Source organism: Micromonospora sp. 050-3, from assembly GCF_046549335.1.
Classification (GTDB): domain Bacteria; phylum Actinomycetota; class Actinomycetes; order Mycobacteriales; family Micromonosporaceae; genus Micromonospora; species Micromonospora trifolii.
Genome location: NZ_JAJPVX010000002.1, coordinates 44,316 through 67,475, shown reverse-complemented (window position 1 = coordinate 67,475; position 23,160 = coordinate 44,316). Strand labels below are relative to the sequence as shown.

The 23,160-nt window shown below is 71.1% G+C and carries 22 protein-coding genes and 1 tRNA gene; 13 read left to right on the top strand and 10 right to left on the bottom strand.

Annotation, left to right across the window (positions count from 1 at the left end; genetic code table 11):
• Positions 1–2: 2 nt before the first annotated feature.
• Entirely contained in the window at positions 3–914 is a 912-nt protein-coding gene (locus ACLJOK_RS15255) for a rhomboid family intramembrane serine protease (protein ID WP_410819477.1), read from the top strand.
• Here the strand turns inward: ACLJOK_RS15255 and ACLJOK_RS15250 are convergent.
• Positions 907–1,335, bottom strand: a complete 429-nt coding sequence (locus ACLJOK_RS15250) for a PH domain-containing protein (protein ID WP_410819475.1) — start codon at positions 1,333–1,335, stop codon at positions 907–909. The two genes, ACLJOK_RS15255 and ACLJOK_RS15250, sit on opposite strands and share 8 nt — an antisense overlap.
• Positions 1,336–1,447: 112 nt before the next feature.
• On the opposite strand from ACLJOK_RS15250, the gene ACLJOK_RS15245 reads away from it, so the two are divergent.
• The 6 genes from ACLJOK_RS15245 (at position 1,448) to ACLJOK_RS15220 (ending at position 7,206) form a co-directional block, all read left to right on the top strand.
• Positions 1,448–2,620 (top strand): thiolase family protein, encoded by a 1,173-nt coding sequence (locus ACLJOK_RS15245; RefSeq protein WP_410819474.1) that lies wholly within the window; start codon positions 1,448–1,450, stop codon positions 2,618–2,620.
• 56 nt (positions 2,621–2,676) lie between these two features.
• Positions 2,677–3,690, top strand: a complete 1,014-nt coding sequence (locus ACLJOK_RS15240) for an aminoglycoside phosphotransferase family protein (RefSeq protein WP_410819472.1) — start codon at positions 2,677–2,679, stop codon at positions 3,688–3,690.
• Between the two features lie 111 nt (positions 3,691–3,801).
• Positions 3,802–4,308, top strand: coding sequence for a hypothetical protein (locus tag ACLJOK_RS15235; RefSeq protein ID WP_410819470.1), 507 nt, complete (start codon positions 3,802–3,804; stop codon positions 4,306–4,308).
• A 90-nt stretch (positions 4,309–4,398) separates the two neighbouring features.
• A complete protein-coding gene (locus ACLJOK_RS15230) occupies positions 4,399–5,091 on the top strand; it encodes a response regulator transcription factor (RefSeq protein ID WP_124822475.1) in 693 nt (230 codons plus the stop codon).
• A gap of 28 nt (positions 5,092–5,119) precedes the next feature.
• Positions 5,120–6,550, top strand: coding sequence for a sensor histidine kinase (locus tag ACLJOK_RS15225; protein WP_410821502.1), 1,431 nt, complete (start codon positions 5,120–5,122; stop codon positions 6,548–6,550).
• Positions 6,551–6,606: 56 nt separating this feature from the next.
• Positions 6,607–7,206, top strand: coding sequence for a hypothetical protein (locus ACLJOK_RS15220; protein WP_410819468.1), 600 nt, complete (start codon positions 6,607–6,609; stop codon positions 7,204–7,206).
• A 39-nt stretch (positions 7,207–7,245) separates the two neighbouring features.
• Here ACLJOK_RS15220 and ACLJOK_RS15215 read toward each other — a convergent pair whose 3' ends face one another.
• Both ACLJOK_RS15215 and ACLJOK_RS15210 read right to left on the bottom strand, forming a co-directional pair.
• Positions 7,246–8,847, bottom strand: coding sequence for a ricin-type beta-trefoil lectin domain protein (locus ACLJOK_RS15215; protein ID WP_410819466.1), 1,602 nt, complete (start codon positions 8,845–8,847; stop codon positions 7,246–7,248).
• Positions 8,848–9,023: 176 nt separating this feature from the next.
• Positions 9,024–11,234, bottom strand: a complete 2,211-nt coding sequence (locus ACLJOK_RS15210; protein WP_410819464.1) for a glycosyltransferase family 39 protein — start codon at positions 11,232–11,234, stop codon at positions 9,024–9,026.
• A 123-nt stretch (positions 11,235–11,357) separates the two neighbouring features.
• Between ACLJOK_RS15210 and ACLJOK_RS15205 the strand changes: the two genes are divergently transcribed.
• Positions 11,358–12,065, top strand: coding sequence for a glycosyltransferase family 2 protein (locus ACLJOK_RS15205; protein WP_030487790.1), 708 nt, complete (start codon positions 11,358–11,360; stop codon positions 12,063–12,065).
• Here the strand turns inward: ACLJOK_RS15205 and ACLJOK_RS15200 are convergent.
• Together ACLJOK_RS15200 and ACLJOK_RS15195 are read right to left on the bottom strand one after the other, a co-directional pair.
• Positions 12,051–12,944 carry a transketolase family protein gene (locus tag ACLJOK_RS15200; protein ID WP_410819462.1) on the bottom strand — a complete coding sequence of 298 codons (894 nt, stop codon included), beginning with the start codon at positions 12,942–12,944 and terminating at the stop codon, positions 12,051–12,053. The genes ACLJOK_RS15205 and ACLJOK_RS15200 overlap by 15 nt on opposite strands.
• 5 nt (positions 12,945–12,949) lie before the next feature.
• On the bottom strand, positions 12,950–13,645 hold the full coding sequence (locus ACLJOK_RS15195; protein ID WP_410819461.1) for a transketolase: 696 nt from the start codon (positions 13,643–13,645) through the stop codon (positions 12,950–12,952).
• Positions 13,646–13,692: 47 nt separating this feature from the next.
• Here ACLJOK_RS15195 and soxR point away from each other — a divergent pair, with 47 nt between their 5' ends.
• Positions 13,693–14,166 (top strand): redox-sensitive transcriptional activator SoxR, encoded by a 474-nt coding sequence (gene soxR, locus ACLJOK_RS15190; RefSeq protein ID WP_410819459.1) that lies wholly within the window; start codon positions 13,693–13,695, stop codon positions 14,164–14,166.
• A 12-nt stretch (positions 14,167–14,178) separates the two neighbouring features.
• Here soxR and ACLJOK_RS15185 read toward each other — a convergent pair whose 3' ends face one another.
• Entirely contained in the window at positions 14,179–15,177 is a 999-nt protein-coding gene (locus tag ACLJOK_RS15185) for an NAD(P)H-quinone oxidoreductase (RefSeq protein WP_410819457.1), read from the bottom strand.
• A 161-nt stretch (positions 15,178–15,338) separates the two neighbouring features.
• Here ACLJOK_RS15185 and ACLJOK_RS15180 point away from each other — a divergent pair.
• Positions 15,339–15,425: transfer RNA gene (locus tag ACLJOK_RS15180), tRNA-Ser, on the top strand.
• Between the two features lie 63 nt (positions 15,426–15,488).
• Here ACLJOK_RS15180 and ACLJOK_RS15175 read toward each other — a convergent pair.
• Both ACLJOK_RS15175 and ACLJOK_RS15170 read right to left on the bottom strand, forming a co-directional pair.
• Entirely contained in the window at positions 15,489–16,670 is a 1,182-nt protein-coding gene (locus tag ACLJOK_RS15175) for a low temperature requirement protein A (protein WP_410819455.1), read from the bottom strand.
• 51 nt (positions 16,671–16,721) lie between these two features.
• Positions 16,722–16,877, bottom strand: coding sequence for a hypothetical protein (locus tag ACLJOK_RS15170; protein WP_410819453.1), 156 nt, complete (start codon positions 16,875–16,877; stop codon positions 16,722–16,724).
• Between the two features lie 143 nt (positions 16,878–17,020).
• Here ACLJOK_RS15170 and ACLJOK_RS15165 point away from each other — a divergent pair, with 143 nt between their 5' ends.
• The gene (locus tag ACLJOK_RS15165) at positions 17,021–17,563 is read left to right on the top strand and encodes a YbhB/YbcL family Raf kinase inhibitor-like protein (RefSeq protein ID WP_410819451.1); all 543 of its coding nucleotides are present in this window, start codon (positions 17,021–17,023) and stop codon (positions 17,561–17,563) included.
• Between the two features lie 155 nt (positions 17,564–17,718).
• On the opposite strand, the gene ACLJOK_RS15160 is transcribed toward ACLJOK_RS15165, so the two are convergent.
• Entirely contained in the window at positions 17,719–18,429 is a 711-nt protein-coding gene (locus ACLJOK_RS15160; protein ID WP_410819449.1) for a class I SAM-dependent methyltransferase, read from the bottom strand.
• Positions 18,430–18,641: 212 nt separating this feature from the next.
• Here ACLJOK_RS15160 and ACLJOK_RS15155 point away from each other — a divergent pair, with 212 nt between their 5' ends.
• Complete coding sequence (locus ACLJOK_RS15155) at positions 18,642–20,477, top strand: hypothetical protein (protein ID WP_410819448.1); 1,836 nt, start codon at positions 18,642–18,644, stop codon at positions 20,475–20,477.
• A 39-nt stretch (positions 20,478–20,516) separates the two neighbouring features.
• Here the strand turns inward: ACLJOK_RS15155 and ACLJOK_RS15150 are convergent, their stop codons facing one another.
• Positions 20,517–21,293: a hypothetical protein gene (locus tag ACLJOK_RS15150; protein ID WP_410819446.1), complete on the bottom strand. Its 777-nt coding sequence runs from the start codon at positions 21,291–21,293 to the stop codon at positions 20,517–20,519.
• A gap of 326 nt (positions 21,294–21,619) precedes the next feature.
• Here ACLJOK_RS15150 and ACLJOK_RS15145 point away from each other — a divergent pair, with 326 nt between their 5' ends.
• Positions 21,620–23,149, top strand: a complete 1,530-nt coding sequence (locus ACLJOK_RS15145) for a peptide deformylase (RefSeq protein ID WP_410819444.1) — start codon at positions 21,620–21,622, stop codon at positions 23,147–23,149.
• Positions 23,150–23,160 lie beyond the last annotated feature (11 nt).

Sequence of the window (23,160 nt, the reverse complement as noted above, 5' to 3'; positions counted from 1 at the left end):
CGGTGAGCGAGTCTCCGCCGACCACCCCGGTCTGCTACCGGCACCCCGGCCGGGAGACCTACGTCCGGTGCTCCCGCTGTGACCGGCCGATCTGCCCGGACTGCATGCGGGATGCCGCAGTCGGGCACCAGTGCCCGGAGTGCGTCAACGAGGGACGTCGCAGTGTCCGGCCGGCGCGTACCGCCTTCGGCGGCGGTACGGCCGGCCGGCACGGCTATGTCACCAAGGCGCTGATCGCCGTGAACGTGCTGTTCCTGCTGGTCTCCATCGCCTCCGCACGGGGCGGGGACGCGGCGGTGGGCGGCTCCGGCTTCGGCGGCCTGATGGGTGGCAGCACGCCGCTGACCGAGTGGGGTGCGGTGCTCGGCCGGGCCTACCTCTCCGACTACACGCTCGGCGGGATCGCCGAGGGTCAGTGGTACCGGCTGGTCACGGCGATGTTCCTGCACTACGGCGTGCTCCACCTGCTGCTCAACATGTGGGCGCTGTGGGTGCTCGGCCGGTCGTTGGAGGCCAATCTCGGGCGGGTGCGGTTCGCCGCGCTCTACCTGATCGCGGGCCTCGGCGGCAACGTGGCCGCGTACCTGTTCAGCAGCCCGCGGGCGGCCACCGTCGGCGCGTCGACGGCCGTGTTCGGCCTCTTCGCCGCGCTGATCATCATCGAGCGCAGGTTGGGCCGGGACATTTCCCGGATCATCCCGATCCTGGTGATCAACCTGGTGTTCACGCTGGCCGTGCCGGGCATCTCGATCCCCGGGCACCTGGGCGGCCTGGTGGTCGGCGCGTTGATGGCGTTGGTGCTCGCGTACGCGCCGCGTGGTCGGCGCACGCTGGTGCAGGTCGCTGGCGGGGCGCTGATCCTGCTGATCCTGCTCGCGCTGGTGCTCTTCCGGACCGCAGCACTGCTCACCTGACAGGGCGGGCGGTGCGCAGTGCGGCGGCCACCTCTTCTGGGGTGGCCCCCAGGTCGTACCTGCCGAACAGGTGCAGCGAGTTGCCCGCGTCGATCTCCAGGGTTTCGCTGGTCAGCCCCAGCCGGGGCCGCCGGTCGACGGCGATCGCCTTGACCGCCGACCAGGGCAGCAGCCGCCGGCCGGCGAAGCCGTGGATGACTGTGAGCCCGGCCGGGTCCACCGCCAATCGGACCGGCGCGACCAGGTCACGTACCGCCCAGCCGGCCAGCGCGGCGGCGGCCAGGGCGGCCAACGCCAGGCGGACCGGGTCGCCGTCGGCGAAGAGCAGCCCGAGCGCGACGAGCAGGACGGCGCCGGCCAGCTTCGCCGCCGGCAGGCTCGACGGCACCCGCCACTGCTGTGCCGGGGAGGTCTCATTCACCCGCCCAGCATGCCAGCGGCCGTCGGATTCCGGCACCTCGTGCCGGTGTGGCCGGACGACCGGTCGATGGACGACGTAGGATCGGGGCAGCCCAAGTTACCGGGGAGTAAACATGAGTGACGCGGTCATCGTCGGCGCGGTACGTACCCCGGTCGGGCGGCGCAAGGGCAGCCTCGCCAGCGTCCACCCGGTCGACCTCTCGGCGCACGTGCTGCGCGCCCTCGCCGAGCGCACCGGGCTCGACCCGTCCCAGGTTGACGACGTCTTCTGGGGCTGCGTGTCCCAGGTCGGCGAGCAGTCGTGGAACATCGCCCGCAACGGCGTGCTCGCCGCCGGCTGGCCGGAGACGGTGCCCGGCACCACGCTGGATCGCCAGTGCGGCTCCAGCCAGCAGGCCCTGCACTTCGCCGCCGCGACGGTGCTCTCCGGCCAGGCCGACCTGGTGGTCGCCGGTGGCGTCGAGTCGATGACCCGGGTGCCGATGGGTTCCAGTGTGGCCGGCGGCATGCCGTTCAGTGACCAGCTGCGCGCCCGTTACCGGGGCGTCGAGGGCTTCGCCGACGACGCGCCGCTGCCGTTCAACCAGGGGGTCGGTGCCGAGCTGATCGCCCAACGGTGGCGCCTGTCGCGTAGCCAGCTGGACGAGTTCGCGCTGGCCAGCCACGAGAAGGCGGCAGCCGCGCAGGACGCTGGCGCGTTCGACCCGGAGTTGACACCGGTGCCGCTCGCCGACGGTGGCAAGTTCGCCGCCGACGAGGGCATCCGCCGGGAGACCTCGCTGGAGAAGCTGGGCGAGCTGGCCACCCCGTTCCGCGTCGACGGCGTGGTGACCGCCGGTTCCGCGTCCCAGATCTCCGACGGTGCCGCGGCCCTCGCGGTGACCACCTCCGACTGGGCCAGCCGGCACGGCCTGCGGCCGCTGGCCCGGATTCACACCGCAGTGGTCGCCGCCGACGACCCGGTCACCATGCTCACCGCGCCCATCCCGGCCACCGCGAAGGCGCTGCGCCGCGCGGGGCTGGGCATTGAGGAGATCGGGGTGTACGAGGTGAACGAGGCGTTCGCCCCGGTGCCGCTGGCCTGGCTGGCGGAGACCGAGGCGGACCCGGAGCGGCTCAACCCGCGCGGCGGGGCGATCGCCCTCGGCCACCCGCTCGGCGGCTCCGGTGCCCGGATCATGACCACCATGCTCCAGCACATGCGGGACAACGGCATCCGCTACGGCCTTCAGACCATGTGCGAGGGCGGCGGCATGGCCAACGCCACAATCGTCGAGCTGGTCTGACACGCGGCGGGAAAACACCTCGCCTCAAGGCGGAACGGCCGCCTAAGGTGCCCAGCGTGACGACGATCGCCGGTGAGCGCGCCCCCGACTGGTCCAGCGAGCAATGGCAGGTGCGGGCCCGATCCTGGGTCGACGCGCAGCTCAGCCGGGCCGGGCGACGGGTGACCGGGCTGGTGGAGCCGAGGCTGCGGCCCTGGTCGCTGGTGTGGCGGGTGCCCACCGACGACGGTCCGGTCTGGTTCAAAGCCAACAACCCGGGCACCGTGCACGAGGCGGTACTGATCGCCTCGCTCGCCGAGTTGACGCCCGACCGGGTGCTGACGCCGATCGCTGTGGACCCGGCGCAGGGCTGGTCGCTGCTGCCCGACGGCGGCGAGTCGTTGCGCGACGTGCTGGCGCGCGACCCGGACCTGGCGCACTGGGAGCGGGCGCTGCCCGGGTACGCGGCGCTGCAACTGGCGAGCGCGTCGCGCGCCGACGAGCTGGTCGCCGGTGGCGTGCCGGATCAGCGTCCGGAGGTGCTGGCCGGTCTCTTCGCCGAGCTGCTCGACGATCACGAGGCGCTGCTGATCGGCGCCGAGGGCGGGCTCGGTCCGGAGGTGCACGAGCGGTTGCGGGCCGAGCTGCCGGCGTACGCGCAGCGGTGCCGCCGGCTCGCCGACATCGGCATTCCGGCGACAGTGCAACACGACGACCTGCACGACGGAAACGTATTCGCCGGCGCGGCCGGGTACCGCTATTTCGACTGGGGCGACGCCTCGGTGGCGCACCCGTTCGGCACGTTGCTGGTGACCCTGCGCTCCATCGGGCACGCGGGCAAGCTCGCCGCCGACGACGCCCAGCTGGTGCGGTTGCGCGACGCGTACCTGGAGGCGTGGACCGACAGGTACGACCGGCGGACCCTCGTGGAGGCGGCCGACCTCGCGATCGGTCTGGGGCCGGTGAGCCGGTCGCTCTCCTGGCGCCGTGCACTGGACACCCCCGAGGAGTCCCGCGCCGAGTACGCCGACGCGGTCCCGGGCTGGCTGGAGGAGCTGTTCGCCGCCAGTCCACTTCAGCCCAACTCCTGACCATGATCCGTCCGAGTCGGAAGTCGGACAGGCAGTGCGACAGGCGGCGTGGAACTTCCAAAAAACCCGCGTGACCCACGTCACCCTGCGTTGGACGTCGTTGGGCACGTCATGGACGTCTTCTCCCGAACGTTCCTCCCGGCCGCCGCTGAGGCTGGCCTGGCCGTGCAGACGGTGAGCCGGCACATGCCGGTCTTCCGGCGCTGCGTCGGCTCCGGTGACGCCACCATCCTGGTCACCCGTTGCAACCGCCCCGACCGCCCGGTCACCGGCGACTACCTGTTGCTACTCACGCACCGCCGCCTGGTGGTGACCCAGCAGACCCGCCTTCTGCACCGACTGCGCCTGCACCTCAACACCGAGTTGCGCGAGCTGAGCAACGTCACCTGGAGCCCGGACCCGCGGCTGCAGTCGGTGGAGATGGCGGCCACCGCGATCGACGGGATCCGTGAGCGGTTCCTGATCAGGACCAGTCACCCGAAGCAGGTCTGGCAGCTCGACGCGTTGCTCAACCAGGCGTTCCGGACCCGCCTGCGGCCGCCCGGCGCGCGGGTCGTCGCCAGCATCGGCGACGCACCGGCCGCCGCCCGGCCGGGCATGTTCGCTCCGTCCTGGTGACCTGACCCCGCTTCGGGCGTCGTTCCACCTTTACCGAACTCGAACACACAGCGATCGCGCCGAGCATCAGCAGTCGGCAATCATGGGCCGGTGACCGTCGAACCACCGCATCGCGGGCTCGTCCTTGTCGTGGAGGACGAGCCGGCCATCGCCGACCTGGTCCGGCTCTACCTGACCCGGGACGGGTTCGGCGTCCACCTGGAACGTGACGGCGAGGCCGGTCTGAGCGCGGCCCGCCGGTTACGCCCGGTGGCCTGCGTCCTGGACATCGCGCTGCCGGGCCTGCCCGGCACCGAGATCTGCCGCCGGCTGCGCGAGGCCGGCGACTGGACCCCTGTCATCTTCCTCACCGCCCGCGACGACGAGGTGGATCGGATCGTCGGCCTGGAGTTGGGCGCCGACGACTACGTCACCAAGCCGTTCAGCCCCCGGGAACTGGTCGCCCGGGTCCGCGCGGTGCTGCGCCGATCCGCCGGCGGCCCGGAGGGCGCGGACCGGCCACGCGTCGTCGGCCCGGTGACGCTCGACCCGGCCCGCCGCACGGTCACCGCCGCCGGTGCCCCGGTGCAGCTCACCTCCACCGAGTTCGACCTGCTGGCCCACCTGATGGCCCGGCCCGGCCGGGTCTTCACCCGGGAGGAGTTGCTGGCCGGAGTCTGGGGCTACGCGGCGCACGCCGGCACCCGGACCGTGGACGTGCACGTCGCCCAGGTGCGGGCGAAGCTCGGCCCGGCGAGCGTGATCCGGACCCATCGCGGCGTGGGGTACGCGGTCGATGCCTGACCACACCGGGCACGTCGAGTCGCCGACCATGGCCCTGCCGGTGGTCGGCGCCGCCCCACCCACCGCACCCCGACGAGCCCGATTCGGCAGTACGCTGACCGCCCGCGCGGTGCTCGTCACCTGCGCGGTGGCGCTGGTGTCGGTGCTGGTCACCGCCATCGTCGCGGTGCCGTTGGCGATCCGGGGCGCGGAGCGGAGCGAGCAGGAGGCGCTCGCCGCTCAGGCCCGCCTCGCCGCCGAGGTGCTGCGGACCCGCCTCGACCGGGGTCGCAGCGCCGACGAGGAACGGCTCATCCAGCAACTGCGCGAACAGGGCATCGACGCGTACCTGATCCGGCGCGGGGCGGTCGACCGGGCGGGTCTGCCACCCCGGGTGGTGCAGCGGATCGAGCAGGGCCGCAACGTGTCGGCTCGCCGCTCGGTCAACGGGGAGCGAGCCCTGGTCGAGGGTCGGGCCCTGCCCGGCGGCAACGGGGTGGTGCTCTCCCGTCCGCTGGCCGACGGACTCTGGGTCCGGGTGCTGCTCAGTCTCTGGCTGCCGCTGCTCGCCGGGTTGACCGCCGGCGTGGTCGCCGGGCTGCTGCTGGCCCGTCGGCTGGCCCGGCCGATCCGGGTCGCGGCCACCGCCGCCGCCCGGCTGCGCGCGGGTGACCGTGCCGTCCGGGTCCCGGTCGAGCCGCCGGACGAGGTCGCCGATCTGGCCGAGGCGTTGAACGGGCTGGCTGCCGCGCTGGCCACCAGTGAGGGCCGACAGCGGGAGTTCCTGCTGTCCGTCTCGCACGAGCTGCGCACCCCGCTGACCGCGATCCGGGGGTACGCCGAGGCGCTCGCCGACGGGGTGCTCGGCGCCGACGACACGGTGGACACCGGTCGGACGATGCTGGCCGAGGCCCAACACCTGGACCGGCTGATCGGTGACCTGCTGGCACTGGCCCGGCTGGAGGCCGCCGACTTCCCCCTCGAACCGGTGCCGGTGGACCTGACCCAACTGGCTCTGGACGCGGAGCCGACCTGGTTCGGCCGGTGCGCGGCGGTGGGCGTGCAGTTCCGGGTGGAGACGCCCGGTCGGCCGGTGCCCGCGTACACCGATCCGGGGAGGATCCGGCAGGTCCTGGACGGGCTGCTGGAGAACGCGCTGCGGGTCGTACCCCCGGGGTCGCCGGTGGTGCTCGCGGTCCGGCCGGGCGGCGCGGACCCGGCGCACGGCGGCGTGTTGGAGGTCCGCGACGGCGGGCCCGGCTTCACCGACGACGACCTGGCGGTGGCCTTCGAACGCGGTGCGCTGCACGAGCGTTACCGGGGGGTGCGGAAGGTGGGCAGCGGGTTGGGGTTGGCGCTGGCCGCCGGGTTGGTCCGCCGGCTGGGCGGGGAGATCGCCGCAGGGCACGCGCCGGAGGGTGGTGCCGCCTTCGCCGTCCGGCTGCCCGGTGATCCTTACCTGACCCGAACATCGGCCTGACGCTCCGCTCGTCGTTCCCGGGAAGGCTGAGGGCTCCACTGACGAGAGGGAGAGTCATGCCACGTTGGGGTATCGCCACCGGCACCACTGCACTGCTCGCGGCGGTCGCGCTCGGCGTCAGCGGCTGCGGCGCGGCCGAGGTGGCCAGCCAGCCCGCCCGGGATGTCGCCGTCGAGGTCGCCGCCGCCATGGGGGTCGAGGGTCAGGCGCTGACCGCGATGGGCTTCGACGCTGACGACCTGGACGTGCGGACCGTTGCCGCACCGGCCACCCCGACGCCGGGTGCGTCCCCCAGCGTCAAGGAGAAGGCCCGGGACAAGCGCGGCGAGGAGTGGCGCAAGCGCCGCCAGGCCCGCGTGCTGCTGCGCAAGAACACACTGCACGGTGAGGCGGTGGTGAAGACGAAGGACGGCGGTACGCAGACCGTCGCCGTGCAGCGCGGCGAGGTGACAGCGATCGACGGCGACTCGGTGACCGTCAAGTCCACCGACGGCTTCACAATGACCTGGACCTTCGGCGATGACCTGCGGGTCGTCGAGCGGCGGGCCACAGTGCAGCCGAGCGAGGTCAAGGTCGGTGCGACGCTCGGCGTCGCCGGCGCGAAGGACGGCGACAAGGGCGTGGCCCGGCTCATCCTCGTTCCCCACGCGAAGTGAGCGAAGGGGCCCTGGTCGACGCCAGGGCCCCTGCTCTCGTCAGTAGACGCGGGAGCCGATGAAGTCGTCGTGACCGTAGCCGACCGGGTTGGCGGCGGTACGGGCCTCGAACGACCACTGCTGCCGGGTGCTGCTGGAACAGGTCGCCAATCGCAGGCGAGAGCTGCCCAGCAACGGGTTGTCGAACGCCACGCAGAGGTTGGTGGCGCTCGCCGGCCTGATCTGGTTACCCACGAAGACGAACTGCTGCGCGCCGGTGCCGTTGCAGTCGTAGATGTTGACAGCGGTGCCGGCGCTCATCGAGCTGTTGGCGACGTCCAGGCAACGGTCGTGGGACAGCTCGGAGTGCAGCGACCGTCGGGCCGAGTCGTACCAGAAGCCCTGGTTGCGCCCACCGTGGCAGGAGTACGGCTGCTGCGCGGTGCCGTTGCGGGAGTCGTACCCCTTGCCGTCGACACAGGTGCCGGTGGCCAGGTTGCGCAGTTGCTTGAACTCCAGCAGCCCCGGGTAGAGCACGCCACCGCCGGTGCTGGCCGGGTCGACGCAGCTGGCCCGCGTCTGCAGAGAGTTCCAGAACTGGGTGATGCACTGGGCGAACATGCCGTGCCCACGGGCGTTGGGGTGGAACGACTGGCGGGCGGCGTTCTCGTTCCAGATGCCGACCTCGATGAAGAGGCCGCGGACCGAAGTGTTGTCGGTGCACACCTCGTGCCCGTGGAAGAGCCGGCTGGCGTCCAGGTAGCGGGTGCCGGTGTTGGCTGCTGCGGAGCGCAGCGCCGACTCGAACATCGGCACCGCCTTGTTCCGGGCGAACGCCGCGTCGGCCAGGTAGAGCAGACAACCGCCGGAGTACCAGCCGGGGAAGTTGGGGTTGTCCTCCACGTCGGGGCTGCCGGGGCTCGGGTACGACATCAGCACCAGCTCGTAGTCCGACAGCAGATAGCCGGCGTTGGTCATGGTCTGCCGGATGTCGGTGAGCGCCGACTCCACGGCCTGCCGGCTGCCGTCGGTGCGGATCGTCCACTGGTCGGTGTAGGTGGGGTAGCAGGCGCCCTGGAAGAAGACCCGGCGGATGGCGCAGTCGGTGGCGACCGGACCGAACTGGATGGTGCCGTCACCGTTCGCGCCGACCACCACCCAGATCAGCTTCACGTGCGTGTTGCGCGCCTTGATGCCCAGGTGGTCGCCCTGGTTCAGTTCGTTGTGCTGGGTCGGGCCGCCCGCGATCAGGTTCCAGGGGGTGGCACCGGAGCAGGCGATGTTGTACTGCGCGTCCGACGTGATGCCGGTGCGGAAAACGGCCTGGTCGTACGAGCGGTCGCACCAGTTGCCGTCCTGGTGGGTGCCGGGGACGTAGTTGCCGACCCCTTCACCGGAGATCTCGCTGTCACCCATGGTGATCAACGCGGTGCGCCGTTGTTCGATCGGGCGGATCGCCGGGCTGCCGTAGAGGGCGGTCGCCTCGGCGGCCCGGATGGCTTCGAGGTTGGCGGGGAGTGGTTGGACGGTTGGTCGGTCGGCGGCGGTGGCGGGGGTGGTCGGTCCGGCGAGCATCGGTAGGACGAGAGCGGCGACGGCGACGGCGACGGTGATGGCCCGTCGTCGGGTCGCGCGTTCGGGCCTGGCGGGGATTGCAGGCATCGACGCACTCCTTTCGGCTCAATCGCGGGACGTCGATTGAGTTACCAGACGGTAACGTGCGGATCAACAGATGTGAATGCGCCTCAGATCCTTGCGCGCGGGATGCAGAACCGCCCGGATCGGACTATCCGGGCCGGCTTGTGGTTCAGCGGCCCGGCGGTGCGGCCGGCTTTTGTTCAGCGGCCCGGCGGCAGGGCGTAGCCGACGTAGCCGCGGAACTCCAGCCGCCAGCCGGCCGGGACGAGTTTGGCGCAGGCCGCCTTGGTGCCGGTGCAAACGATCGCGTCGACCGAGGAGGGGTCGGCCGGCGGTCGTTCCGGCAGTACCGACTGCAATGCCACCAGGTCCGGAGAGCTGCCGTCGGGTTGCCGCAGCAGCAGCCACCACGGGTACTCCCAGTTGTCGTTCTGCTGCACCAGCCCGATCCGTCGCGCACCGCTGTCCTGGACCGCTGTCGCCGCCCAGCGGAACTCGTCGGCCCACTGCGGCCGGCGCAGGAACCGGGTGTCCCAGTCCGAGGTGGTGAAGACCGAGCCGGCACCGACCAGCCGGCGCGGGAAGCCGTACGACAGCGCGAGCACTCCGGCCAGCGCCGAGGTGGCCAGAACGGTGACGGCCGCCACTGTGGCAACCGTTCGACGCCCACCCGCGCGGTTACGCAGGAGCGCGTCGAGCCAGAGGCCGGCAAGGGGCACTGCGAGCACCACTGCGTAGAGCAGCAGCCGGTTGCCCCACGGCTGCCACTTGATCATCGCGGTGTGCAGCAGCACGGCGGTCAGCACCACCACGGCGTACGCCCGCAGCGACCCGGCCCGCTCGGGAGCGATCCGCCGAGGTCGGGCGAGCGCGATCACCGCGCCGATCACCGCCAACGCCCCGGCCAGCGGAAACGCCACCCGGTCCTCGTCCGGATACCAGGCCGGCTCCGGGAACAGCTCCCGCCCGAAGGTGATCGCGCGGTCCTGCGGGTCGACCCCGATCGCCTCGGCACCGCTGATGATCACTTCGGCTCCGGCCCGACGCAGCGGTGCCAGCGGTGTGTCGAACGCGGTGTGCCCGATCCGCAGCGCGTTGACCACGATCGACGCCGGGTCGTGCCGCTCCATCGGAATCGACTCGCGCAGCCGGGGCGGCCCCAGCGGATGCCCGAACTCGGCGGTCACCCGGGCCAGGAACGGGCCGACCACCACGGCCGCGACCACAAGGATCAGCACCGAACCGCCGACAGTGCGGGCCAGCCCGCCGACCGGCCAGGATTCCCGACCCTCGCCCGCCGCCGGGTCGGTCGGTGCCGGGCTCGCCGCCGCCGACTGATCGGTCCGAGCCAGCCTCAACTGGGCCAGTCCCCAGAGCACCAGCAGCGGGCCGACAGCGATCAGGCCGCTGGTCTTGGTCACCGCGGTCAGCCCGGTGGCCGCCCCCAGCCCGAGCAGCGTGCCCCAGCCGGTCGGTCGACGCAGCCCGTCGAGCACCAGTGTCGCCGCGCAGGCCACCCACGCCGCGCAGATCAGGTCGGTCTGCGTGCTTGTCGCCTGGAGCACCACCATCGGCGTGGTCGCCAGCACGAACGCGGTGAGCAACTGGGCCCGCCGACTGCCGCCGAGCTGAGCGGTGATCCGTGCCGCCACCAGGAGGCAGGCCACGCCGGCCGCCCACTGCACCAGGTTGTGCAGGTGATCGCCGCCGGTGAGCAGGCGCAGGTGCAGCAGCAGGTACTCGGCGCCGGGCGGGATAGTCACCTGCCGGTGGATGGCGGTGGGCCAGAAGTCCAGGTCGCCCTGGGCCACCCAGTGCTCCACCTTGGGCAGGTGATAGGTCTGTGAGTCGAAGTTGTTCGGTTCGGCCAGCAGCGCTACCAGCAGCTCCACCAGGACCAGCCCGCCGACCGTGCCGGCGAGGAGCCGCTCGCCCGGTCGGGCCGTACGCCAGGCGTCGACCGCCACGGCGAGCAGGCCGGCGGGCCCCCGACCAGTTCGAGGCGGCGCGGGGGCAGGCTCATCGCGCTCGGCCACCGGGGCCGCCACGTCGGTGCCGCCACCGGACACCACAGCGCCGACCGGCACCGTCCGTGATGCAGTGCTGACTGCTGGTGCAGCGGCGAGTGGCTGCCCAAGGCGGATCGCCCGTCGCCAGCGCAGACCGGCCGCCGTCGCGGCAGCGATCAGGAAGAGCAGCCAGGCGATGGCGAACGCGGGTCGGGTCAACGCGTGCGACGCGCCGAGCACCTCGACGACGAGCACCGCGTACGCCCCGCTGAGCAGGGCGGCGCGCACCACGGCGAGCCGCAGCGGTGCCACCGCACCAGCCTCGCGTGGCATCGCCGCGACGGTGAGCAGGAGCACCGCGGCGGCAGGAACCACCGCGAGCAGGGAGCCGGCAGCCGACATGGCGGAAGTAAACACCATTGATCTGAACCCGCCGCGCCGACTGCCCAGCGGTGGCGGTACGCGGTTAACAAACCAACCAGGCTAGGCTATGGCCGACGTGTTGCCGCCACCGTGGAGATCCCCGTGAAGCTCTCGATCCTCATGCCGGTCTACAACGAGGAAGAACGCATCGCGGATGCCCTCAAGCAGGCACTGGCGGTGGACTATCCCTGTGAGATCGAACTGGTCGTCGTCGACGACGGCAGTCGCGACGGCACCGGCGAGGTCCTCGGTCGCGCCGACGACGCGCGCCTGCGGGTCATCACCCACCAGCGCAACGCCGGCAAGGGTGCCGCCATCAAGACGGCGGTCGACAGCGCCGAGGGTGACTACATGGTCATCCTCGACGCCGACCTGGAGTACGACCCGCAGGACATCCCCAAGCTGCTCGACCCGGTGCTCGACGGGCGGGCCACTGTGGTCTACGGCAACCGCACCTTCGGCAGCCACAGCGCCTACAGCTTCTGGTACGTGATGGGCAACAAGGGCGTCACGATGGCGGCCAACGTGCTGTTCAACTCGTACATCGGCGACCTGGAGACCTGCTTCAAGCTGATGCCGGTGGCGCTCTACCGGTCGCTCGAGGTGCGTTCGCGTGGCTTCGGCATGGAGGCCGAGGTGACCGGCAAGCTGCTCCGTCGCCGGATCCGGCCGTACGAGGTGCCGATCAGCTACCGGGCGCGCGGCCGGGAAGAGGGCAAGAAGATCACCTGGAAGGACGGCGTCGAGGCGATCTGGATCCTCGGGCGCGAGCGCGCTCGCCGCCGCCCCGCCGTCTCAGCCGCCAACTGACCCCAGGAACGCGCTGATCGACCGCCGCAGGCCGTCGGCGTCCAGCCCATGCCACCGGGCGTGGTCGGCCGGATCGCCGTACCGTCGCAGGTCGGTCTGACCCACCCCGAGGGCGAGCAGCCGGTGCGGTACGTCCGCCAGCGCCCGGTTGACGAGCGCGCTCGACGTTCCCGCCAGGTACGGCTCGACCAGCACCACGTCGGTGTTGGCGAGCGCCCGCAGCCCGGGCGTGTCGAGCGGCCGGGGCGTGTGGGTGTACGCCACCGTCACGTCCATCCCCTCGGTCGCCGCCAGTGTGGGGTCGAGCATGGGCCCGACCGCCACCACGAGTGGCGCGTTAGACCCGCCCCGCCGGAGCACCAGTAGCCCTGTGGCATCCGGGTACGCCTCGGCGTTGCGCTGCTCGGAGAGCCGCAGGTAGGTCCGATCGTCGGTGGTCACGGCGTTGCGCAGCAGCGGCGCCACCTCGTGCGGGTGGCCGGGCACCCGGACCGTCCAGCCGTCGCCGAGGGAGTCGAAGAGCGCCACGTCCCCGGGCGACTGGTGGGTGCGGCCCTCCGCCGACCCGTCGTACGACCCGCCGATGCTGACCAGGATCGCTCCCACGCCCTGGTGGTCCAGATCCAACTTGATCTGCTCGTACGCCCGGTCCACCAGGAACGTCGCGTACGAGTGCGCGATCGGACGCAGCCCGGTCAGGGCGAGCCCGCCGGCCACACCGATCATCAGTTGCTCCCGGATCCCCACGTTGAGCACGCGGTCCGGGTGTCGGTGGCCGGCTGAGGCGAACTGGCTCGCCGAGATGTCGGCCAGCACCAGAGCGGTACGCGGATCCTCGTCGAGGAGCGTTGTGGTGGTGTCGATGAAGGCGGTACGCATGTCGGTCATCCCTTGCTCTCGATGCGGGCGACCACCAGGTGCGGGTGTCGTGGCCGGTGCCCGGTCAGCGCCGCGTACAGGGCTTCGTGGTCCCGTCCGTCGACGGTGTCGGCGGTCCAGCCGTTGACGGTGAACCGGCTGGCGATGCCACCGGCCCATCCGTAGCTGGCCGACGCGTTGTCGACCACGACCGCGGTGAGGCTGTCCAAGCCTGTCGCTCCCGCGTACGCGATCGCCTCGTGGTTGGAACCCTCGTCCAGTTCGGCGTCGCCGAGCAGCACGTACACCCTCGGGTTGAGCAGCCCCTGGGCGCGCAGGCCGAGCGCGGTGCCGACGGCCAGCCCGAGCCCGTGCCCGAGGGAGCCGGAGCCGATCTCGACCCCGGGCACCAGGAGGCGGTCCGGGTGGTGGCCGAGCCGGCTTTCCGGCCCGGCCAGGTCGTCGAGCCAGGCGTCCGGGATGAAGCCGTGTGCGGCGAGCACCGCGTAGTAGGCGGCCGGTCCGTGGCCCTTGGAGAGCAGGAACCGGTCCCGCTCCGGGTCGTCGGCGGTGTCGGGGGTGACCCGCAGCACCCGGTCGTACAGCACCTGAAGCACGTCAATGGTGGAGTGCGCGCTGGGTGCGTGTTTCTCGTCGCCGGTCAGCCGTCGGATCAGCCCGGGCAGTCGGGCGCTGCTGTCGGTGGTCAGTGTGGTGGTCATGCCACTACTGTGTGAGTTGAAGTGCACTTCAACTCAAGGACCTGGTGATGCCGGATCTACTGACGATCGGTGAGCTGTCCGCCCGCTCCGGGGTGGCACCGTCGGCGCTGCGCTACTACGAGCGACTCGGGCTGATCCGCGCCGACCGCACCGGCGGCAACCAGCGCCGCTACGCCCGCGCCGAGTTGCGGCGGGTCGCCTTCATCCGGATCTCCCAGCAGGTCGGCGTCTCGCTCGACGAGATCCGGGAGGCACTCGACTCGCTCCCCGAGGCCCGCACGCCCAGCCCGCAGGACTGGGCGCGGCTCTCGGCGAGCTGGCGCAGCCGTTTGGACGAGCGGATCCGGCTGCTCGCCAAGCTCCGCGACGACCTGGACGGCTGCATCGGCTGCGGCTGCCTGTCGTTGCAGCGCTGCACGCTTAACAACCCGGAGGACACCCTGGCCGGCGAGGGCCCGGGCGCCCGGCTGGTGCTGCCCCGACCGACGGACGACCCGACGCTGGCGAGCTCGCTCACCTGACGGCTGACCCGCTCAGCTCCTGGTCGACCTTCCGCCCGGCGGGCGGGTGAGTAGCACCTTGCCGAAGTGGTCGCTCGACTCGACGAGCCGGTGCGCCTGCGCCGCCTCGGTCATCGGCAGCCGCCGGTCCACGATCGGCCGGATCCGGCCCGCCTCGACCAACGGCCACACCTCGTCCCGTACGCCCTGGACGATCTCCGCCTTCTCCGCGAGCGGACGGGACCGTAGCGACGTCGCGGTGATGCTCGCCCGCTTGGTCAGCAGCGCGCCGAGATCCAACTCGGCCTTGCGCCCACCCTGCAACCCGATCACCACCAGCCGACCGCCAGTGGCCAGCGCGGAGACGTTCCGCCCCAGGTAGGACCCACCCATGATGTCGAGGATGACGTCCACGCCGCGCCCGTCGGTGACCCGGCGGACCTCCTCGACGAAGTCCTGCTCCCGGTAGTCGATGATGTGTGCCGCGCCCAGCTCACGCAGCCGGTCGTGCTTGGCCTCCCGCGCTGTGGTCAGCACTGTCACGCCGAGGGCCGCCCCGAGCTGGATGGCGAAGGTGCCGATCCCGCTGCCGCCGCCGTGCACCAGCAGCGTGTCGCCCGCGCCGAGCCGCGCCACCTGGACCAGGTTCGACCAGACCGTGCAGGCCACTTCGGGCAGCGCCGCCGCGTCGACCGGGTCGCAGGCCGGCACCGGCAGCAACTGCCCGGCGGGGACCGCCACCCGCTCCGCGTACCCGCCGCCGGCCAGCAACGCGCAGACCTGCTGCCCGACCGCCCACCCGGCGACCTCCGCGCCAACCTCAGTGATCACCCCAGAGCATTCCAACCCGGGGTACGCGGGCGCGCCCGGCGGCGGCGGGTAGTGCCCCTGCCGTTGCAGCAGGTCAGCGCGGTTGACCCCGCTGGCCCGCACATCCACGATGACCTCGTCCGGGCCCGGCTCCGGGTCGGGCACCTCGGCCCAGACCAGCGCGTCGGGTCCACCGGGCTCCGGAATCGTGATGGCTCGCATGGGCCCAGTCTTCCCGATCTTCCCGGATGTCGCAGGCGCACCGTCCAGCCCACAGTGGACACGTCAGACCGCCTGGCCGGCGCACCGGGGAGGGACGCCGGGCCGACCGGAGCGAGCCGTGGCAGACTATGCGTGGCCGTACGCCCACGGGTGGCGGTCCAGGAGGGTTCGCCTAGTGGCCGATGGCGCTGGTCTTGAAAACCGGTAAGGCAGCGATGTCTTCGTGGGTTCGAATCCCACACCCTCCGCCCACCTTGATCCACTCGGCTTTCCGGAAGTCGGGGTGTCAGGACTCCTGGGACGCCCCGACATCACTGAACCCGAGTCGATCGCCTGGTCCACGCCTCGTAGCTGAGCAGCGCGACGAGAAACGCGGTGAGCAGGCCGAGAGCGGCCAGGCCGGGCAGGTAACGGCCGACGGGAAGTAGCAACAGCGCCACCCCGGGCGCGAGAAACTGCTCGGGTCGCACGCACCGGACGCTGAGAACCAGGAACGTCGCCCGGCCCGCGAGGTACAGGGCGGTCCCGCCGAACAGCGCGATTGCCGGGATCCAGTGCAGGGTTTCGTGCGACTTCCCGTGCGCCATGGCGGCGAGCACCTCCTCGACCCCCAGCGCCACGTAGATGGTCCCGCCGAGTAGCGGGAGGTGGGCGACGCTGTAGGCGTTGCCGGCCACGAAGCCCCGGTGCAGTCCGGAATCCGTGGTCAGCGCCTGTCCCGCGCTCGCGGCGCTCGCGGAGTACAGCCAGTACAGGCAGACCGTGACGGCGAGGGTGAGCAGCGCCGCCACCAGGGTCGGCGTGTGGATCATCCGAGTTCCGATCCCGGCACCGACCGAGATCAGGGACTCGCCGAGCGCAATGATCACCACGAGGCCGTGCCGCTCCCCGAAGTGGCCGGGGCTGCGTACCGGCCATCCGCTCACCAGCAGGGCGAAAACTCCACCGCTCATATCGATGATGAGCGCCAGTGCCCAGAGCAGGAGCTGCGCCGTGCCGCCGAACACGGCTCCGAGAGCGAGGGGAATCCAGGACAGCGCGGTGGTGAGGGCGTAGAGCCGAACGGTCCGGAGCAACCGGGGGTCGTCCGCCGCCACCCAGTAGAAGAGGGCGAACTGGATCAACCGCACCACGCCGTACGCCAGCACCAGGATGAGACGCGGTGTCGTCGAACCCGGGCCGGTCTCCCAGGTTTCGGGGATGACCAGCGCGATGAGAAAGACGGCAGCCATCGCCACGGTGACGCCGGCGCGGATCAGCCCGACGTCGATCCGGACGTAGTTGCCCAGCCAGGCGTAGACCAACCAGGAGTTCCACAGCAGCATGAGGACGAGGAACCCCCGCACCAGGGTCACCGCCGAGGGCTGCTCGCTCATGAAGGTGGTGACCCGGATGAGCCCGAAGACGAGCACGAGGTCGAAGAAGACCTCGAACAGCGTCGGTCGGTGCGTCTCCGCCGTGACGACTGGCCGCGACCGGAAGATCCGCCCCATCAGGTCATCTTGACTGCTCGCCCCGAAGCGGTCCGGTGCCCTGCGTCCCGGTCACTCCGGCGGGTCGGTGGCCCGCCGCTCCCGGCGGATCGTCTCCTCGGCCAGTCGCTCGACAGCGCGCCGGCGTTCGTCGGCGATGGCTCGCTCGTCCCGGCGGCGGAACGCGGTGACAACGGCTACCACGAAGTCCCGCCAGATGCCGGCCACGATGTCCCCCTGCGGAACGTTGCCCGACCTCAAACGTAGCTCTGCGAAACCACAGTCGGTCAGCGCCGGCTTCCGGTCGTCGAGAGGGCCGGGGCGGGGTAAGAAGGGGCTGGTATCTCCGCACATCGGAAGGACGCGTCCCCATGACCCTGGAACGACCGATCGCCCCGGACCCGTACGAGCTGCTGCCGACGCTGCCCTCGTTCACGCTGACGAGCGACGACGTGCAGAACGGCGAGCCGATGGACGCCCGGCACGCGCATGGCAGCACCGGGGGTGACAACGTCTCGCCGCAGCTGACCTGGTCGGACTTTCCCGCCGAGACGAAGAGCTTCACGGTGACCTGCTACGACCCGGACGCCCCGACGGGCAGCGGTTTCTGGCACTGGGTGCTGGTGAACGTGCCGGTCAACGTCACCCAGTTGCCCACCGGGGCCGGTGGCGCGGCGGGCACCGACCTCGGCGGGGCGTTCTCGGTCCGCAACGACTACGGCGAGCAGGGCTACGGCGGGGCGGCTCCGCCGGCCGGCGACCGTCCGCACCGGTACGTCTTCGCAGTGCACGCCCTGGACGTCGACCGCCTGGATCTGACTCCGGACGCCAGCCCCGCCTACGTCGGCTTCAACCTGACGTTCCACACCCTGGCGAGGGCGGTAATCCGCCCCACGTACCAGATCAAGGACTAACCCGGGAAGGGTTGGGCAACGCCGCCAGTCTCGTCGATCATGGAGTTGTGGTGGGTGACAAAGCGCCTGCCGCACACCAAACTGGGCACCATAACTCCATGATCGACCCGGGTAGGCAGGCCATTCTGCTGCACGACCGGCGCGTGTGTACGGGGTCAGGCTGGGACGCGGGCTACTGCGAAGACGGACTGGCCGAACGGCGGGAGTACGAGCTGCTCGGCGGCCTTGGTGGCGGGCAGGACGAGGGTGTCGTACACCTTGACCATCGGGCCCTCCTTCGGCATCAGCCGGAAGACCTTGGTGGCCATGAAGTAGCCGATCAGCCCGAGCGCGTTGGCGTAGTGCATCTTCTCGATGGTCAGACCGGCGCCGGTCATCGCCGCCCCGAGCGTCTTCTTCGTGTAGCGGCGGACGTGCCCGGTGGCGATGTCGGCCGGACCCATCGCGAACTGGAACGCGGGCACGATGATGATCACGGCGCCGCCGGGTCGGACCAGGTCGCGCATGCTCTCCAGCGCGCCCACGTGGTCCTCAATGTGCTCCAGGACGTTGTACGAGACGGCGGCGCTGTAGTCGCCCCGGTCGTTGTGCGGCAGCAGCATCTGCCGGACATCGATGTTCGGACGGTCGGCCAGGCGCTCCTTGAGCTGCACCAGCCGGTCCGGGTCGGCCTCGGTGGCGGTGAACCGCGGCAGCCGCTCGGACCATTCCAGCGCGTAGTCACCGAGGCCGCTGCCGATCTCGATCGGGTCGTCGCCGAGGTACGGCACGGCCAGTTCGATGAACCAGCGACGGTGGTTGACAGCGGTTGCCAGGCCTTCCAGCACCTCGGACTGCACGCGCTGATCCCCAGTGATTTCTGCCATGCGTCGATTCCTCACGATATGAACTCGACCCGTGCCTGGACCGACAGAGTGAATCATCCGCTGGGAGGGCGAAAGAATCGGGGCATCGGGGTGGCCGAATTGTGGTCGGGGGGTGGGTTCGTGATCGGCGGTCGGCGAACCCGACACATAGTACGGCAGTACCCCGAAACATGTCACGGCGGCGTCATACGCTGACTACCCTATGAATTGTCATGACTACTCCTGATCCGGACGTGCCCAGCGACAGCGGCGGCCCGGCCGCCGCGCCGTCGGCGGAGAGGGCTGCCGGTGCCGTTCGGCCTTCCCGCAGGGGGATGTGGGCCGATCTGGCCGCGGTGCTGAGCTTCGTGGTGCTTGGCTTCTGGGTCACCTGTCGACTCTGGCTGGACCCGGGCAGCGATGTGCGGGACAACCAGTCCGATCAGTCGCAGTTCGAATGGATGATGGCCCACGGTGCGCGAGTAGTCACGCACTTTGCGTATCCGTTCCATTCCAATCAGATGAACGTTCCCGACGGCGTCAATCTGATGGCCAATACGTCCGTATTATCCATTTCATTGCCAATGACGCCGATCACCCTGCTGTTCGGGCCGCGAGCGTCATTTCTGATCTTTCTCACCGTCGGCATGATTGCCACTGCCACGGCCTGGTATTTCCTGCTCTCCCGGGTCCTGATCGGCAGCCGGGGGCCGGCGTGGCTGGGCGCCGGCTTCTGCGCGTTCGCGCCGGCAATGGTGTCGCACGCCAATGGGCACCCGAACATCGTGTCGCAGTTCGTCGTCCCGTTGATCATTTGGCGCACGCTACGACTCGGTGAACCGGGCCGCTGGCTGCGCAACGGGGTCCTCCTCGCGGTGGTCATCGTCTGGCAGGCGTTCCTCAACCTGGAGATCCTGCTGATGACAGCGATCGGGCTCGGCGTGATCGTCGGCGTGCTCGCTCTCGGCCGCGCGGACCTGCGGTCGCGGGCCCGATCCTTCCTCGCCGGCCTGGCCGTCGCCGCCGGGGTCGCCGGGCTCCTGCTGGCGTACCCCCTGTACGTCCAGTTCTTCGGACCGGACGCGTACTCCGGGCTGTCCCGCCTGATCCGCGGCTACTCCAGCGACGTGGCCTCGTTCGTCGCGTACTCCCGGGAATCACTCGCCGGTAGCGCGCGTACCGCCGCGGGCCTGGCCAAGAACCCGACCGAGGAGAACAGTTTCTTCGGGTGGGCGCTGGTGGTGCTGGTGATCGCCCTGGTCTGGTGGCTGCGCCGCTCGATCGTGGTGCTCGCGCTGGCCGCGCTCGGGTTGGTATTCGCGGTGCTCTCGCTGGGTCGGGAGGTCCGCTTCGACAACCGGGGTACGGGTGTGCCGGGCCCCTGGGCGGCGTTGGAGAACCTGCCCATCCTGCACTCGGTGGTGCCGACGCGCTGGGCGTTGGCGATCACCCCGATCATCGGGCTGCTGCTCGCCTATGGCGCCGAACGTGCCCGAGAGCTGGCCGGCGCCCATCCGGTGGCCCGGGGGCAGGTCCGCTTCGTCACCGCCACAGTGCTCACCATGGCCCTGTTGCCGATCGTCCCCACTCCGCTGCCCGTGGCTCACCTGGACCCGGTCCCGAGCTTCGTGACCAGTGGGGCGTGGCGGCCGTACGTGGCCGGTGGGCGCAGTGTGGTGACCCTGCCGTTGCCGGACAGCACGTACGCGGAGCCGCTGCGCTGGTCCGCGGCGACCCGGTTGGACATGCCGTTGGCCCGTGGTTACTTCCTCGGCCCGGACACCCGTCCGAACGCCGATCCGCCCAAGGTCGCGTTGTTCGGTGCGACTCCCCGCCCCACCAGCAGTTTCTTCGCCACCATCCGGCGCACCGGGGCGGTGCCGCCGATCATCCCGCAGAGCCGGGTCCGGGCGGTCGACGACCTGCGCTACTGGCGGGCCGGGGTGGTCATTCTCGGGCCACACGAGCACGAGGCCGCGCTGCGCCGGGGGATGACCGAGCTGACCGGGATCCAGCCGGCCTTCATCGGCGGCGTGTGGGTGTGGGACGTCCGGTCGTTGACCGACTGAGCAGTACGGCCCAGCCCGGCTCAGCGGATGCAGCCTGGCCTAGCGGACGCAGCAGCCCTGGCAGACCTTCGGCCGGGGCAGGGTGAAGGCGAGGCAGCAGGTGCGGCGCTGCACTGTCGGCTCACCGGTCGGCCCGGGCACCAGCTCGATCAGGTCGTTCAGGTCGAGTGCGCCGAGCACTGTGTCGATGCTCTGCACCGTGGAGCCGGGCAGGGCGTCCGCGGCCCGCAGGATGCCGTGCGCGATGCCGGAGGCGACCGAGCCGAGCAGCGTCCGGGTGCCCACCCGGACCTCGGACTGGATCGCCGTGATGAGCGGCGCCAGGTGGGCGTCGAGCAGTGACGCGCGCATCGCGGCCAGCAGCTCCGCCTCGTCGGCGACGACCCGCACCTCCGGCAGGCCGGCCAGCGCCAGCGGATCGTTCGGCAGCACCGCCACTGTGGTGCCCCGGCGCAGGCCCATGGTGAGCAGCTGCCGATGGTCCTCGAAGTGGATCAGTAAATCGGCCGGGTCGAGCAGCGGCACCCGCCGGGCGGAGGCCCAGCCGAGCACGACCGGCAGCGCGGCCCAGTAGCTGTACGACTTCCACGCCAGCGCCGCGCAGGCGTGCGGGGTGCCGCCCCAGCGGACGGCCGCGCCGTTCAGCAGCTCCGGCAGCCGGCTGCCGTCGATCAGGGTGGTGGCGGGCGCCCAGCCGAGCTCGTCGTCGACAAGCAGGCCCCGGGCGAGGCCGGGGAGGTCGTCGGTGCCGAACATGGCCCGGAGCGCCGCGGTGACGGGGGCGAGCGGCGTGGTGGCGGCCTCTCGCCGTGGCATCACCGCTGTCACCTGAGTCGTCCCCTGTCTGTGTGACCGAGGAGTGCGCCCCGGCGGACGAACCAGTGCCGTCCTGAGCTAAGGCTAGCCTAACCAAGCCCCTGGCCGTAAGGGAAGCCTCACCTTGGTCACATCCCAGACGCCCAGGTCGCTCCGTATCCCACGGGAGTAGCGCTTCGCGTACTACCCGGAGTCGGTGCTGGGAAACGCCGCCGCACAATCGATGGTCATCGGTGAATTGTCAAGCGGTGTGTCGAAAACATGCCACATGCGTGTGCGCTCACGCACGGAACGTGAAACTTATAGCCCCGGCCACGAGGAAGCTGATGACGACCTCACCCCTCGAACGGGCTGCCGACTCCTTCGCGGCCGAACTCGCCCGACAACGGACCGGGCGTGGGCTGTCCAAGAAGCAACTGGCCGTCCTGATGGGGTTCGACCCGTCCTACGTGAGCCACGTCGAGGGGCGCCGGCACCGCCCAACCGAGGACTTCGCCCGCCGCGCGGAGGCCGTCCTGGAGGCCAGCGGCGCGATCTGGCAGCGCTTCCGGGAGTACGACGACCTACGGCACGCCCGGGTCGGTCAGCCGCACCGCGAGCCGTACCTGCCGGGACAGTGGCTGCCACCCGGCACCGGCCTGGTAGTGGAACGGGAACTGGCCACCCTCACCCACGCCGACGGCGGCTACCGGTGCGTCATCCACCGTGAGCTGTACAACGCCGGCACCGAGCCGGTCACCCGCTACCTGGTCCGGGTCGCCGTCGACCGCTACCCGAACGACCCCGGCCGCTCCAACCGGCACCACCGGGAGCACCCCCTCACCTTCGCCGAGCTGCAGATACAGGCCCGTCGGGACGACGGCGGCGGGGACCCGGAGCCGATGCACTGGCGGGCCAAACACGATCGGGACGCGTTCAAGGAGATCTGGCTGCTCTTCGAGAACGGGGATCGACGCTTCCCCCTCTACCCGGGCGACCGGGCCACCATCGAGTACGCCTACAGCGTCGGGCACGAGAAGTGGGGCCCCTGGTTCCAGCGAGCCGTCCGACTGCCCACCCGGCAGCTCGCCGTACGCCTGGACCTGCCTGCGGCCCTCGACCCGCAGGTCTGGGGCGTGGAAACCTCGCTCAGCGCGGAGGAGGGCCCGCTGCGGACGGCGCCGCAACGCCACGACGAGGGCGACCGGGCGATCTACGACTGGCAGACCGACGACCCACCGTTGAACGCCCGCTACCGGATGCAGTGGCGGTTCCGCGCCCGCCCGGACACCGAACCGGACATCGGCCCCGGTGGCGCCCGGGTCCGACCCAGCGACCGGATGCGCGGCCTCGGCATCGTGCAACGCGGAGATGACCTGCTCCGTCAGCGCGCCCGACCGTTCGACCTGCCCGGCGACGAACACGTCGCCCGGGACGTGGTCGACCGGCTCACCATGGCCCTGGCCCGGCTCGACGAGCTGCATCCGTTCAGCAAGGGGGTGGGCGTCGCCGCCCCGCAGTTCGGCATCGGCCGCGCGGCGGCCGTGGTGCGGCCCCCCGACCGGTCGGCGGAGCCGGTCGTGCTGCTCAACCCCCGGGTGGTCGACGCCGACCCGGAGACCGACGAACAGTACGAGGGCTGCCTCTCCTTCTTCGACCACCGAGGTCTGGTGCCCCGGCCGCTGCGACTGGACGTCGAACACGCCCAGTGGGACGGCAGCCGGATCATCACGTCGTTCGAGTTCGGTATGGCCCGGCTGGTCGCACACGAGGTCGACCACCTGGAGGGCCGGCTCTACGTCGACCGGATGGCCCCCGGCGTGCCGTTGGTGCCTGTGGAGGAATACCGCGAGACCGGGCACCCCTGGCGCTACTGACCAGGAAGGGA

Excerpts from the sequence above, each read along its gene's own strand:
- ACLJOK_RS15145 (WP_410819444.1), top strand. The coding sequence starts at position 21,620 with ATGACGACCTCACCCCTCGAACGGGCTGCCGACTCCTTCGCGGCCGAA.
- ACLJOK_RS15215 (WP_410819466.1), bottom strand. The coding sequence starts at position 8,847 with ATGCCTGCAATCCCCGCCAGGCCCGAACGCGCGACCCGACGACGGGCC.
- ACLJOK_RS15155 (WP_410819448.1), top strand. The coding sequence starts at position 18,642 with ATGACTACTCCTGATCCGGACGTGCCCAGCGACAGCGGCGGCCCGGCC.
- ACLJOK_RS15225 (WP_410821502.1), top strand. The coding sequence starts at position 5,120 with ATGGCCCTGCCGGTGGTCGGCGCCGCCCCACCCACCGCACCCCGACGA.
- ACLJOK_RS15160 (WP_410819449.1), bottom strand. The coding sequence starts at position 18,429 with ATGGCAGAAATCACTGGGGATCAGCGCGTGCAGTCCGAGGTGCTGGAA.
- ACLJOK_RS15210 (WP_410819464.1), bottom strand. The coding sequence starts at position 11,234 with ATGTCGGCTGCCGGCTCCCTGCTCGCGGTGGTTCCTGCCGCCGCGGTG.
- ACLJOK_RS15200 (WP_410819462.1), bottom strand. The coding sequence starts at position 12,944 with ATGCGTACCGCCTTCATCGACACCACCACAACGCTCCTCGACGAGGAT.
- soxR (WP_410819459.1), top strand. The coding sequence starts at position 13,693 with ATGCCGGATCTACTGACGATCGGTGAGCTGTCCGCCCGCTCCGGGGTG.
- ACLJOK_RS15220 (WP_410819468.1), top strand. The coding sequence starts at position 6,607 with ATGCCACGTTGGGGTATCGCCACCGGCACCACTGCACTGCTCGCGGCG.
- ACLJOK_RS15150 (WP_410819446.1), bottom strand. The coding sequence starts at position 21,293 with ATGCCACGGCGAGAGGCCGCCACCACGCCGCTCGCCCCCGTCACCGCG.
- ACLJOK_RS15185 (WP_410819457.1), bottom strand. The coding sequence starts at position 15,177 with ATGCGAGCCATCACGATTCCGGAGCCCGGTGGACCCGACGCGCTGGTC.
- ACLJOK_RS15165 (WP_410819451.1), top strand. The coding sequence starts at position 17,021 with ATGACCCTGGAACGACCGATCGCCCCGGACCCGTACGAGCTGCTGCCG.
- ACLJOK_RS15175 (WP_410819455.1), bottom strand. The coding sequence starts at position 16,670 with ATGGGGCGGATCTTCCGGTCGCGGCCAGTCGTCACGGCGGAGACGCAC.
- ACLJOK_RS15245 (WP_410819474.1), top strand. The coding sequence starts at position 1,448 with ATGAGTGACGCGGTCATCGTCGGCGCGGTACGTACCCCGGTCGGGCGG.
- ACLJOK_RS15195 (WP_410819461.1), bottom strand. The coding sequence starts at position 13,645 with ATGACCACCACACTGACCACCGACAGCAGCGCCCGACTGCCCGGGCTG.
- ACLJOK_RS15235 (WP_410819470.1), top strand. The coding sequence starts at position 3,802 with ATGGACGTCTTCTCCCGAACGTTCCTCCCGGCCGCCGCTGAGGCTGGC.